An 11,511-nucleotide genomic window follows, 5' to 3' on the forward strand; every position below is an offset into this window, starting at 1 on the left:
GATTCATGCGACGCGCTTTAAGTTCTTGTTTCAATGCATGTCGTTGTCCCAGAACCGCAGCTCACCTCTGGGCGGCATGCATTGGAGCATCGAACTGACCGCTTTGCCTGTGGTAAAAGGGGGCATGGGCGATTCCTTCCATCTGTCGACGGCTGATCTGGCGGCGCTGGCTTTCTTCCTGCTCGCATGGTTGCTGCATACGCTGGCGTCCGACGGCAGACTGGTCAGCCGGGTGTCGTTGACGATGGCCATGAACGTGCAGCGCGAGGCCTGGATGCGCACCATGGCCGAGCGCGAAATCCGCATCGTCGACACCGCCATCATGAGCGGCCTGCAGCAAGGCACCGCCTTTTTCGCCTCCAGTTCGCTGATTGCGCTCGGTGGCTGTTTCGCGCTGCTTGGCGCCTCGGATCAGGTCCTTGCCGTGCTGAACGATCTGCCGTTGAACGCGACCTCATCGCGCTCCGCCTTTCAGATCAAGGTCTTTGGCCTGGTGCTGATCCTGGCCTTCGCCTTCTTCAAGTTCGGCTGGGCCTACCGTCTGTTCAACTACTGCACGATCCTGATCGGCGCGGTGCCGATCCCCTATGGCGAGGCGTCACGCAACCCGGTCAGCGAAACGGCGGTGTGGCGCGCGGCGCGCATGAACATGCTGGCCGGCAAGCATTTCAATTCAGGCCTGCGCGCGGTGTTCTTCTCGATCGGCTATCTCGGCTGGTTCGTCGACCCGATCGTGTTCGTGCTGTCGACGCTGCTGCTTCTGGCGGTGCTGGTGCGGCGCCAGTTCTTTTCAGCGGCGCGACAAGCGGTGATCGGTCAGCCGCCCGGGCCGGGGAAAAGCTGGTCGATCCGGCCCGATAGCCAATAGGCGGCGAGCCCGATCCATTCGCGGATCGCCATGGTCGTGGTCTGCAGCGAATCGGGTGCGTTGTCGCGAAACAGGCCAAAGCCTTCCTTGCCCGAGGTGCGATAGTCGACCGGCCACGGGACCGTGTGAAAGCCGGCCTTGTCGAACAGCGCCTTGGCGCGCGGCATGTGGAAGGCGGAGGTCACCAGCAGCCAGGTTTCGCCCGATTTCGGCGTTACCAGTTCCTTGGTTAAGACGGCATTCTCATAGGTGTTGCGGGATTTGCTCTCGAGCATCAGGCGATCGGCGTCGACGCCAAGCGCACCGAGCAGCCGCGGCGCGGTGGCCGCATCCCCCTCGCCATCGATGAACAGTTCACCGGTGCCGCCCGAGATAACCACTTTCGCCTCGGGAAAGCGCCGGGCAAGGATCGCCGCCTCGACCATGCGGTCGCCGCCGGAATTCAGCTCATAGCCGCCGCGCGCCAAGTTGATGGCGCCCTCGAAGCCGCCGCCGAGCACGACAATGCCGTCGACCTTCCGCGGCAGCGGCGGCTTTGGGAAGCGCTCTTCGAGCGGATTGAGCATCATGGCGCCAAGCGACGTCCAGGCCGACAGCGCCAGAATCAGGAAGGCGAACACACTGCCCGTCGCCGCCAATCGCCGGCGGCCGATCAGCGCCGCGAGCAAGCCGGCAAGCAGCAGGAAGATCGCCAGGTTGAGTGGTTGGACGAAGAACCAGAATACCTTGGAGAGATAGAAGAACATTGCCTGCCTATCTCCAGCTCAAATTGTGACGGCCGGTGAAGTGCTCGACCGCACTCGCTACCGCTTCCGCTTCGAGGCGGCTTAACTCCCTGCCGAAAACAAGGACGCCGTTCGCGTTGGTCAAGCTGATGACTTCCGACAGTCCCACTTCGTCCGTGGGATAGGTATGGTCGAGGATTTCGACCCTAAGATGCCCTTTCAAAGGCAGTGACCACCGATTTCGCAAAGAACCCCTCACCGAGCGCACGGCTGCGGTGTCGGTCAGCCGCAGGGTTTCCCTGCCGAACACCCGCCAGATGAAATCCTTGCCCAGGAAATAGGTGAAGAGGGCAATGACCGCCACGAAGGACAGCAGGCCGAGCGTGCCGCTGGTGAGCGTTGCGGACGACATATCCGTCAATCCCATGTAGCCGGTGTAGGCGACGATCGCGGCCCCGATCAGGACAAAGACTGTCCTGAAATCCGAGGTGCGTGGCGGGTTCGTGATCAGCAGTTCGTTTCCCGTCTCGACGATGGAAATGCGAGACGGAGGCGGCATGCTACCACCACTTCTCCGGCTGGAAGGTTCCCGCCGCCTGCTCGATGACGGCGGCTGTCTGGAACAGGGTTTCCTCGTCGAAGGGACGGCCAATCAGCTGCAGGCCGAGCGGCAGGCCCTTGGCATCGAGGCCGGCAGGCACGGCAATGCCCGGCAGTCCGGCCATGTTCACGGTCACCGTGAAAATGTCGTTGAGGTACATTTTCACCGGATCGGCGGCCATGTCCTCGTCAGCGATGCCGAAGGCGGCCGACGGCGTCGCCGGCGTCAGGATGACGTCGACGCCGTCGGCAAAAACCGTCTCGAAGTCGCGCTTGATCAAATTGCGCACCTTCTGCGCCTGCAGATAGTAGGCATCGTAATAGCCTGCCGACAGCACATAGGTGCCGATCATGATGCGACGCTTGACCTCCCGACCGAACCCGGCGGCTCGGGTCTTTTCGTACATGTCGACAATGTCCTGGCCCGGCACGCGCAGGCCGTAGCGGACGCCGTCATAGCGCGCCAGATTGGATGACGCTTCGGCGGGCGCAACGATATAATAAGCCGGCAAAGCGTATTTGGTGTGCGGCAGCGAGATGTCGACGATCTCGGCGCCGGCATCCCTGAGCCAGGCAATGCCCTTCTGCCACAGCGCCTCGATCTCTTCCGGCATGCCGTCGACGCGGTATTCCCGGGGAATGCCGACCTTCATGCCCCTGATCGGTTTGCCGATCGCCGCCTCGTAATCCGGCACCGGCCGGTCGACGGAAGTGGTGTCCTTGGGGTCGACCGAGGCCATGGACTTCAGCATGATCGCGGCATCGCGCACGTCCCGGGCGATCGGGCCGGCCTGATCGAGCGACGAAGCGAAGGCGACGATGCCCCAGCGCGAGCAGCGGCCATAGGTCGGCTTGATGCCGACGGTGCCGGTGAAGGCGGCTGGCTGGCGGATCGAGCCGCCGGTGTCGGTGGCGGTGGCGCCGGCGCACAGGAAAGCTGAGACGGCGGAAGCCGAGCCCCCCGACGAGCCCCCCGGCACCAGTTGGGCATTGTCCAGCCTGCGCGCGGTCTTCGTGCCGCCGGCCGAAACGAAACCGCCATCGCCCTGATGCGTGGTCGGCATCACCACCGTGTCGAGGCGCGAACGCCGCCACGGATTGACGACAGGGCCGTAATAGGAGGTCTCGTTGGACGAGCCCATGGCGAACTCGTCCATGTTAAGCTTGCCCAGCATGACGGCGCCGTCTGCCCACAAATTGGCGGTGACGGTCGATTCGTAGCGCGGCTTGAAGCCGTCGAGCACATGGCTGCAGGCCTGGGTGTGGACACCTTCGGTCCCGAACAGATCCTTGATGCCGAGCGGGATGCCCTCCAGCGCACCGCCCTGGCCCTTGGCGAGCCTGGCGTCGGAAGCTTTGGCCATATCGCGCGCCTTGTCGCCGGTGACGACGATGTAGGCATTGAGCACCGGATTGGCGCGCTCGATGGCACCGAGATAGGCCTCGGTGATTTCGACGGCAGAAATCTCCTTGGCGCGCAGCTTGGCGCGCGCCTGCGAAATTGTCAGATGGGTCAATCCGCTCATCAAAGGCTCTTTTCGTAAAACACCGACCACTCGGAATCGGGATAATCCAGCACCGGCCCGCAGCGCGAGAAGCCGGCGCGTTCGTAGACGGTCCAGGCGGCGGGATGGCGGTCGCCGGTTTCAAGCACCAGGCGCTTCAGCCCTTCGCTGCGCGCCAGCGTTTCGACATGCTCGACGATCTTGGCGCCGATCTTCCTGCGGCGATGCGAGGGCCGCGTGTACATGCGCTTGACCTCACCGACGCGGGCGTCATGGCGCTTCAGCGCGCCGCAACCGATGGCTTGCCCGTCGTCGCGGGCGATGAACACGGTGGTGTCGTCGCCAGCCATCTGCTCGACCGTCAGATGGTAGCAATGCTCCGGCGGCGTCAGTTCGAGCAGCGTCGCGTTGAGCTCCTCGACCAAAGCGCGGACATCGTCCTGCAGCGGCGTTTCGACGGCGATCTCGATTGCCATCGGCCAGCTACTCCACGACCTTCGGCACGAGGAAGAAATTCTCGTCAGTGGCCGGCGCGTTGGCGACGATATCGGCAGCCTTGTTGCCGTCGGTGACGATGTCTTGGCGCTTCTTCATCTCCATCGGGGTCACCGATGTCATCGGTTCGACGCCGGAGACATCGACCTCGTTCAGCTGCTCGACAAAGCCCAGAATGGCGTTCAGCTCGCCGGTCATGCGCTCGGCATCCTCCTCGCTCACCGCAATGCGGGCGAGACGCGCGACGCGCTTCACAGTTTGCAGATCAACGGACATGTCTTTAGCCTTTGGGAAAACCAGATGGCGCTATAGCGGCGTGGCGCGTGCCGCGCAACATCGATCGTGCTTGGGGATAGAGCCCGTTCATGCCAGGGCGGCATTTCAGCCTAGGGCAGCGATACACCCTCGCACAGATAATAGCTGCCGCCATTGCCGGCCTGCTCGCCTTCGTCGGCGGTCGGGCGCACCGAGACGATGTCGATTTGGGTCGCGTTCATCTGCGTGATCGACAGTATATCGGGAAAGAGAAAGCCCGGCTCCTGGCAGATGGCAGTGACCGCCCAGCTCGGCGAGCGCGTCGCCTTGGTGACCTGGACGAACTCGCAATTATACTCGACGCTTTGCAGGCCGTCCGCCGACAAGATGACATTGCCGGTGTCAATCAGCGTCTGCAGCGTGTCCTTTTTGGCTTGCGCGCAAAGCTCCTGGGTCTGGAGGTAAACGCCCTTGATGAAGTCCTCGGCGGCGGATGCGGGCGACGCAGCGACCAGCATCGAAACGCAAAGAGTCTCTCTCAAACCCATGGTTTAATTCCCCTTTGCGACAAGGGATCGTTTCAACGATCGCTCTATAGTGTGATCGTTTGGCCGATGGCTGGCAAGGCTACGTCGACACCTGATCCTTCGAGGCCGGCCACGAACTTCTCCGCCGTCGCGTCGATGATCGGGAAGGTGCCGAAGTGGCATGGCACGACGGTGTCGAAGTGGAAGAAGCGCCGGCAGGCCAGGGCCGCCACCGCGCCGCCCATGGTGAAGCGGTCGCCGACCGGCACGACGCCGATCTTCGGCTCATGCAATTCCTCGATCAGCGCCATATCGGAGAAGATGTCGGTGTCGCCCATATGGTAGAGCGTCTTGTCCTCCGGGAAATGCAGGACCAGCCCGTTGGGATTGCCGAGGTAGACGTTCTGGCCGCCATCGAGCCCAAACGACGAGGAATGCAGTGCCTGCACGAATGTGGTGGTGAAGGCACCGCAATCGACGGTGCCGCCATGATTGCCGGGATTGATCTTCTTGCCGTCGACGCCCTTGCCGACCAGGTACATGCAGATCTCGTAATTGGCGACCAGCTGGGCGCCGCTCTTCTTCAGCACCTCCACCGCGCCGCTGACATGATCACTGTGGCCGTGGGTCAGAAGCACATGGGTGACGCCTTCCGCCGGCCCCTCCCAGCCGCTCGTCCATGATGGGTTGCCGACGAGATAGGGGTCGATCAGGATGGTCGCGCCTGATGTCTCGACGCGGAAGGCGGAATGTCCGTACCAGGTCAATTTCATCGATCGTGTTCCTCGATTTTGGTTGCGCCGGAAGATAGAACGCCGGCAGCAAAATTAAAGTGACATAGTGTGCTCGCGGTTCAAAAGAACGTGTCGCGCTCTTTGTGACGGCAAGTCTGGGTCACGGTAAGTCTGGGTCACGGTTAAGACTGGGTCACGGTAAAGCTGGTTGGGGAAAGCCGTTGGGCATCATAGCAATCGAGGATCTGCCGGCACGGCTGGAGGGCGGCAGGACGCTGGCCGGACTCGACCTCGGCGACAAGACGATCGGTGTCGCCGTTTCCGACCGCGGCCTGTCCTTTGCCCATCCGCGCCCTGTCATCCTGCGTAAAAAGTTTTCGCTGGATGCGGCAGCGCTGCTCGCCCAGCTGCAGAAGGACAATGTCGGCGCGTTTGTACTCGGTCTCCCCATCAACATGGACGGCTCGGAAGGTCCCCGCGCCCAGAAGTCGCGCGCCTTCGTGCGCAACATGGCAGGCATAACCGACCTGCCCTTCGTGCTGTGGGACGAGCGGCTGTCGACGGTGGCGGCGGAGCGGACGCTGATCGAGATGGATTTCTCGCGCCGAAAGCGCGCCGGCAAGATCGATTCGGCGGCTGCGGCCTTTATTCTGCAGGGAGTTCTGGACCGGCTCCAGTCGCTTGACCCACGCGATCGGACGGAACCGGATTCCCCGCCTGCCGCCTGACCCAGGCCGTGATGTTGCGGCGGCGGCGAAACGCCCACAATGCCATCAGCAGGAAGCCGTCAAAGACGCAGGCCCTTGCCACCATGCCCGGAATGATCGCCGGATCGATGCCCAGCATCTGCCCGTAGAGCTGGAACACGAAATCATGCAGCTGCCGGCTGAGCATGACGTAGCCGAAATTGATGTCGTTGAGCGACAGGAAGAACCAGCCCCAGAACAGAGCGAGTGGCGTCGCCCACAATGCGAACAGCGTGCGCATCAGTGACCGTCCCTGCGGCTGGAGCCGCCTCTGCGACCGCTGGGACCAATGTCCGGACGGCCGGAAATGCGCGACAGCAAGGAGCCGTGCGCGGCACCCTTGGCCATGGCATGGGCGGTGGCGCGGCTCTCTGCCTCCCGAGAAACCATGACAGCGAAGACCGACCTCCGCTCGGCCAGCATGGCGACATAGGAGGCCAGAAGTGCCGCCAATTGCACGGCGACAACCAAAAACAGGCCGTTGATGCCTCGCGCTGCGCCGCCGATCAGGATGAGCGACAACACCGCGGATGCCGAAATGAAGGCGGTCCGCGCCACACTGTCGGCTCCGTCCGGGCTCGCCGCGGCGTTAACCAGGCTCTCGACGAAGACCCAGCAAAACAGCACCGCCACGACCAGCAAGGCGATGGCCAGCTGCGCCACGACGGCAGCATTGTCGAGATCGGCCAGACGAGTGTTTTCCACGACGACGCCGAGCACGCCCAGAGCGCCCGCAACGCCGCGGTTTCCATCGACACAGATGAACGCCAGCAGGGCGAAAACCAGCGCCCAGTGCAAGGCCAGAAAGGACGTCAAAATGTGCCGCATGGCATTCCTGCTTTGGTGACAAAGACAGTGGGGTCTGCGGCCTGCGGCTGCAACGGAAACCATTCGTTAAGGTTAACGGCTGTCCACAGGCAGGCAAATTCGTTCACGGCCTGGCGGAAGGCCCTCAATTCACCGGCGGATAGAGCGTGTCGATGATCATGCGCGCATCGTGGCGCGAATCGAGCATGCCATAGGTGTTGCGCCACTGGCCGGCGAGCCGCGTCTCGACGAAGGCGTCCGCAATCCGCCCTGCCCCCAGCCGGCGCAATTCCGCAGCTGCCGCCGACAGCGCCAGCTGTTCGGTCAGCAGGCGGGCCGACCCCTCATCGGTGCCGGCGACCTGCATGGCCGCCTTGAGCACGCCAATGGTTCCGCGTCCGCCGGCGCCGAGATCGCGGTCGATGCCGGCCAGCACCTCCTCGAACAGGCCGGGCGCGCGGCCGAGCACGCGCAGCACGTCGAGCGCCATGACATTGCCTGAGCCCTCCCAGATCGCATTGACCGGGGCTTCGCGGTAGTAGCGGGCGAGCGGCGCTTCCTCGACATAGCCATTGCCGCCGAGGCACTCCATCGCCTCATAGAGCAGTGGCGGCGCGATCTTGCAGACCCAGTATTTGACCACCGGGGTCATGGCGCGGGCAAAAGCAGCCTCGCCGCGGTCGCCGGCAGCCTCGTCGAAGGAGCGCGCCAGTCGGAACGAGAGTGCCGTGGCGGCGGCGACATCGAGCGCCATGTCCGCCAGCACGCGCTGCATCAGCGGCTGTTCGATCAGCGTCGAGCCGGCCACCTGGCGGTGACGGGCGTGATGCACGGCCTCAGCCAGCCCCGCTCGCATGATTGCCGACGAGGCGACGGCGCAGTCGAGCCGGGTCAGCGTGACCATGTCCATGATTGTCTTTATGCCGGCGCCGGGCTCGCCGACCATCTCGCCGATGGCGTTGACGAACTCTACCTCCGATGAGGCGTTGGAGCGGTTGCCGAGCTTGTCCTTCAGCCGCTGAAAGCGGAAGCCGTTTCCGGAACCGTCGCCGAGGATGCGCGGGACGAGAAAACAGGAAAGCCCTTCCGGCGCCTGTCCAAGCACGAGAAAAGCGTCCGACATCGGCGCCGACATGAACCATTTGTGGCCGGTGAGGCGATAAAAGCCGCTGCCGGCGCGTTCGGCCCGTGTGGTGTTGGCGCGCACGTCGGTGCCGCCCTGCTTTTCGGTCATGCCCATGCCGAGCGTCAGCCCGGCCTTGTCGACCGGCGGCTTTTGGCTCTGGTCGTATTTGCGCGTCGTCACGCGCGGCGCCCATTCGCGAAACAGCTTTGGGCTGGCCATCAGGGCGGCCAGCGAAGCGCTGGTCATGGTGATGGGGCAGAGATGCCCGGTCTCGAGTTCGGCGGTCAGGTAGAAACGCGCGGCGCGCACCTGATGGCGACGGCCGATCTCGCTATCGCCGTTTTCCCAGATCGAGGAATGCAGGCCGCCGGCAACCGAGCGGCGCATCAGCGCATGATAGGCCGGATGGAATTCGACGAGGTCGATGCGCCGGCCCTGACGGTCATGCGTGCGGAGCTTCGGCGTCTCAACATTGGCGAGGCGCGCCAGCTCCTGCGCCTCCTGCGTCAGGACGAACCGGCCAAGCCCGTCGAGGTCCTTGCGCACCGGATCGGAAAAACGCTCGGCAAGCTGGATCAGCAACGGATCGCCCCGCCAGGCGTTGCCGCCCGTCAGCGGCGGAGGCTGGTTGGTCACGTCGTCGGTCACGCCCAATCCTTCTGAAAGTAGAAGGGCCTTCTAACGCAAGAAAGGCCTCACATCACAAGGCTTCGAATCCGAAGCAATCGGCTAGATATAGCCCAAGGCAGGCGGCGCGCGCGACGAAAATACCGGGGAGAAAGGCCGCAATCCCAAGCTGGCGCTTGCGGCAAGGAATTCTCCCCCCTATAGCAGCGCCTTGAGATGACCGACGCTTCGTCCCTGCCGCTTTATCCTCACCGCCATCTTCTGGGCATCCGCGATCTTTCCCCCGGTGACATCGAGCTTCTGCTCGACCGGGCAGATCGCGCCGTCGCCATTTCGCGGCAGTCCGAAAAGAAGACCTCGACGCTGCGCGGCCGCACCCAGATCAACCTCTTCTACGAAGCCTCGACGCGCACGCAGTCGTCGTTCGAACTGGCCGGGAAACGGCTCGGCGCCGACGTCATGAACATGTCGGTGGCGAGCTCTTCGGTGAAGAAGGGCGAGACGCTGATCGACACGGCGATGACGCTGAACGCCATGCGCCCCGACATCCTGATCATCCGCCACCAGTCTGCGGGCGCCGCCGCCCTTTTGGCGCAGAAGGTCGGCTGCTCGGTGGTCAATGCCGGCGACGGCGCGCATGAACACCCAACGCAGGCGCTGCTCGACGCGCTGACTATCCGCCGCGCCAAGGGGCCGCTGTCGAAACTGATCGTAGCGATCTGCGGCGACATCCTGCATTCTCGCGTGGCGCGTTCCAACATCATGCTGTTGAACGCGCTTGGTGCGCAGGTGCGTGTGGTGGCGCCGTCGACCCTGCTACCGTCCGGCATCGAGAAAATGGGCGTCATCGTCTCGCGCTCGATGGCAGAGGGCCTCAAGGGCGCGGACGTGGTGATGATGCTGCGCCTGCAGCGCGAGCGGATGGAAGGCGCCTTCGTGCCTTCGGTACGCGAATATTTCCGCTATTTCGGCCTCGATGCCGAAAAGCTGAAGGCCGCCAAGGACGGCGCGCTGGTGTTGCATCCCGGTCCGATGAACCGCGGCGTCGAGATTGCGTCCGAAATCGCCGACGGTCCGCAAAGCGTCATCCAGGAACAGGTCGAGATGGGGGTGGCCGTGCGCATGGCGGTCATGGAAGCGCTGCTCGATCCCCGCCGCAATGCAGAGGGCCGCGGCGCATGAGCACGACGGTCTTTGAGCGCGCCCGCATCGTCGACCCGTCACGCGGCATCGACGAGGTCGGCACCGTCATCGTCGAAGGGAAAAAGATCGTTGCCGCCGGCAAGGCTGCCCTGAACCAGGGCCTGCCGGCGGGAGCCACCGTGGTCGACTGCGCCGGCAAGGCGATCATTCCCGGCCTGATCGACGCGCGCGTCTTCATCGGCGAACCGGGCGGCGAACATCGCGAGACCATCGCTTCGGCCAGCGTTGCGGCGGCGGCCGGCGGCGTCACCTCCGTCGTCATGATGCCCGACACCGACCCGGTGATCGACAATGTCGCGCTGGTCGAATTCGTGCTGCGCACCGCCCGGGACACGGCAAGCGTCAACATCTTTCCGGCGGCGGCGATCACCAAAGGCCTCGCCGGTCGCGAGATGACCGAATTCGGCCTGTTGCGCGAGGCCGGTGCGGTCGCCTTCACCGATGGGCGGCACACAATATCCAGCGCACTGGTGATGCGCCGGGCGCTGACCTATGCCCGCGATTTCGGCGGCGTCATCGCACATGAGACACAGGATGGCGACCTCGCTTCGGCGGGCGTGATGAATGAAGGCCTGTATGCCAGCTGGCTCGGCCTTGCCGGCATTCCGCGCGAGGCCGAGTCTATCCCGCTGGAGCGCGACCTGGCGCTGGCACGGCTGACGCGCGGCGCCTACCACGCGGCCAAGATCTCGACGGCGATGGCAGCGCAAGCGATGACGCGCGCGAAAGCCGACAAGGCCAATGTCACGGCGGGCGTGGCGATCCACAATCTGTCGCTGAACGAGAACGATGTCGGGGAATACCGCACCTTCTTCCGGCTGACGCCGCCTTTGCGCGCAGAGGAAGACCGGCTGGCCATGATCGAGGCGGTCAAGGACGGCACGATCGACATCATCGTCTCCTCGCACGACCCGCAGGATGTCGACACCAAGCGCCTTCCCTTCGCCGATGCAGCTGCCGGCGCGATCGGGTTGGAGACGCTGCTTGGAGCAGCGCTTCGGCTCTACCACAATGGCGACGTGCCGCTACTTCGGCTGGTCGAAACACTGTCCACCGCACCAGCAAGGCTGTTCGGCCTGCCGGGCGGCACGCTGAAGCCGGGAGCGCCGGCCGATCTTGCGCTGATCGACCTTGAAGAACCCTGGATCGTGAGTGAAAGCGGCATCCGCTCGCGCTCGAAAAACACCTGCTTCGAAGGTGCGCGGCTGCAAGGCATGGTCTTGCAAACGCTGGTGGCGGGCCGCACAGTGTTTTCGAGCTAGAGCGATCGCGCCACGTCGCAGACCGATATGT

General features: G+C 63.9%; 14 protein-coding genes. 4 read left to right on the forward strand and 10 right to left on the reverse strand.

Features of this window, described 5'->3' with window-relative positions; genetic code table 11:
- Window positions 1-124 precede the first annotated feature (124 nt).
- Window positions 125-868 (forward strand): DUF599 domain-containing protein, encoded by a 744-nt coding sequence (locus X727_RS153405; RefSeq protein WP_023671004.1) that lies wholly within the window; start codon window positions 125-127, stop codon window positions 866-868.
- Here the strand turns inward: X727_RS153405 and X727_RS153400 are convergent.
- The 7 genes from X727_RS153400 to X727_RS153370 form a co-directional block, all read right to left on the reverse strand.
- Window positions 817-1,614 carry a YdcF family protein gene (locus X727_RS153400; RefSeq protein ID WP_023734347.1) on the reverse strand — a complete coding sequence of 266 codons (798 nt, stop codon included), beginning with the start codon at window positions 1,612-1,614 and terminating at the stop codon, window positions 817-819. The two genes, X727_RS153405 and X727_RS153400, sit on opposite strands and share 52 nt — an antisense overlap.
- Window positions 1,615-1,621: 7 nt before the next feature.
- Window positions 1,622-2,152: a hypothetical protein gene (locus X727_RS153395; RefSeq protein ID WP_023671002.1), complete on the reverse strand. Its 531-nt coding sequence runs from the start codon at window positions 2,150-2,152 to the stop codon at window positions 1,622-1,624.
- A 1-nt stretch (window position 2,153) separates the two neighbouring features.
- A complete protein-coding gene (locus tag X727_RS153390) occupies window positions 2,154-3,719 on the reverse strand; it encodes an amidase family protein (RefSeq protein WP_023834118.1) in 1,566 nt (521 codons plus the stop codon).
- A complete protein-coding gene (locus tag X727_RS153385) occupies window positions 3,719-4,174 on the reverse strand; it encodes a GNAT family N-acetyltransferase (RefSeq protein WP_023834119.1) in 456 nt (151 codons plus the stop codon). Before X727_RS153385 ends, X727_RS153390 begins: the two co-directional genes overlap by 1 nt.
- 7 nt (window positions 4,175-4,181) lie before the next feature.
- Window positions 4,182-4,469 carry an Asp-tRNA(Asn)/Glu-tRNA(Gln) amidotransferase subunit GatC gene (gene gatC / locus X727_RS153380; protein WP_023670999.1) on the reverse strand — a complete coding sequence of 96 codons (288 nt, stop codon included), beginning with the start codon at window positions 4,467-4,469 and terminating at the stop codon, window positions 4,182-4,184.
- A gap of 110 nt (window positions 4,470-4,579) precedes the next feature.
- Window positions 4,580-4,996: a hypothetical protein gene (locus X727_RS153375; protein WP_023670998.1), complete on the reverse strand. Its 417-nt coding sequence runs from the start codon at window positions 4,994-4,996 to the stop codon at window positions 4,580-4,582.
- 44 nt (window positions 4,997-5,040) lie between these two features.
- Window positions 5,041-5,748: a metal-dependent hydrolase gene (locus tag X727_RS153370; protein ID WP_023834120.1), complete on the reverse strand. Its 708-nt coding sequence runs from the start codon at window positions 5,746-5,748 to the stop codon at window positions 5,041-5,043.
- A 182-nt stretch (window positions 5,749-5,930) separates the two neighbouring features.
- Between X727_RS153370 and ruvX the strand changes: the two genes are divergently transcribed.
- Entirely contained in the window at window positions 5,931-6,437 is a 507-nt protein-coding gene (gene ruvX / locus X727_RS153365) for a Holliday junction resolvase RuvX (RefSeq protein WP_023724364.1), read from the forward strand.
- Here ruvX and X727_RS1000000166325 read toward each other — a convergent pair.
- From X727_RS1000000166325 to X727_RS153355, 3 genes are all read right to left on the reverse strand, one after another.
- The gene (locus tag X727_RS1000000166325) at window positions 6,355-6,696 is read right to left on the reverse strand and encodes a DUF6105 family protein (RefSeq protein WP_023752219.1); all 342 of its coding nucleotides are present in this window, start codon (window positions 6,694-6,696) and stop codon (window positions 6,355-6,357) included. The two genes, ruvX and X727_RS1000000166325, sit on opposite strands and share 83 nt — an antisense overlap.
- The gene (locus X727_RS153360; protein WP_023834121.1) at window positions 6,696-7,283 is read right to left on the reverse strand and encodes a hypothetical protein; all 588 of its coding nucleotides are present in this window, start codon (window positions 7,281-7,283) and stop codon (window positions 6,696-6,698) included. Before X727_RS153360 ends, X727_RS1000000166325 begins: the two co-directional genes overlap by 1 nt.
- A 124-nt stretch (window positions 7,284-7,407) precedes the next feature.
- A complete protein-coding gene (locus X727_RS153355; RefSeq protein WP_023670993.1) occupies window positions 7,408-9,036 on the reverse strand; it encodes a DNA alkylation response protein in 1,629 nt (542 codons plus the stop codon).
- Between the two features lie 195 nt (window positions 9,037-9,231).
- On the opposite strand from X727_RS153355, the gene X727_RS153350 reads away from it, so the two are divergent.
- Together X727_RS153350 and X727_RS153345 are read left to right on the forward strand one after the other, a co-directional pair.
- Window positions 9,232-10,197 (forward strand): aspartate carbamoyltransferase catalytic subunit, encoded by a 966-nt coding sequence (locus X727_RS153350; RefSeq protein WP_023834122.1) that lies wholly within the window; start codon window positions 9,232-9,234, stop codon window positions 10,195-10,197.
- Entirely contained in the window at window positions 10,194-11,480 is a 1,287-nt protein-coding gene (locus tag X727_RS153345) for a dihydroorotase (RefSeq protein WP_023706213.1), read from the forward strand. The genes X727_RS153350 and X727_RS153345 overlap by 4 nt, the downstream gene beginning before the upstream one ends.
- Window positions 11,481-11,511 lie beyond the last annotated feature (31 nt).

Source organism: Mesorhizobium sp. L103C105A0 (genome assembly GCF_000502215.1).
In the GTDB taxonomy this organism is placed as follows: domain Bacteria; phylum Pseudomonadota; class Alphaproteobacteria; order Rhizobiales; family Rhizobiaceae; genus Mesorhizobium.